Below are 528 nucleotides of genomic sequence, written 5' to 3'. Positions count from 1 at the left end.
AATCCAAATAATACTGCTCTTAATCCTAAATCTGCTGAACCTGGAAATGATCTTTTAATAATAGAATTAACTGTTCTTCCCCTTTCTTTCATAGAAACACCTAATTCTCCTTTAGACATATTCTTTAAATATTTAAAATACTGTGTACTTAAAGGTTTATCTAAATCATATTTTTGCATAAGGCTAGCCTTAATCTGTGGTGGAATTGCTTTTTCGCTTTCAAAAGGATCTCCAGGTAATTTATGCAAAAGAAAAAAAGTTATAGTTATCACAAGCCATAATGTAATAAGTCCTGTAAATGTTCTTTTAACTATATACTTTAACATATTATTCATATTTTAATTCCTCACATTCAAATTTATTTAATGTGGAGTATACTACTATTTTAATCTCAAGTCAACATTTTGAAATATACAAAAACTTAATGGTTCAATCTATTTTATATATGATTAAATTTAATAAAAATAAAAGGACTGATATTTTTTTATTAAAAAAATCAATCCTTATAAATATTTTATCCTTTATTTT

The 528-nt window shown here is 24.1% G+C and carries 1 pseudogene; it reads right to left on the bottom strand.

The features are described from left to right. Window positions 1-335 (bottom strand): annotated as a pseudogene (locus tag AYC60_RS04115) (ABC transporter permease); the annotation flags it as partial. Window positions 336-528: the final 193 nt, after the last annotated feature.

Source organism: Streptobacillus felis (assembly GCF_001559775.1).
In the GTDB taxonomy this organism is placed as follows: domain Bacteria; phylum Fusobacteriota; class Fusobacteriia; order Fusobacteriales; family Leptotrichiaceae; genus Streptobacillus; species Streptobacillus felis.
The sequence above is the reverse complement of the archived record's forward strand: the minus strand, read 5'-3'. Positions and strand labels throughout refer to the sequence as shown.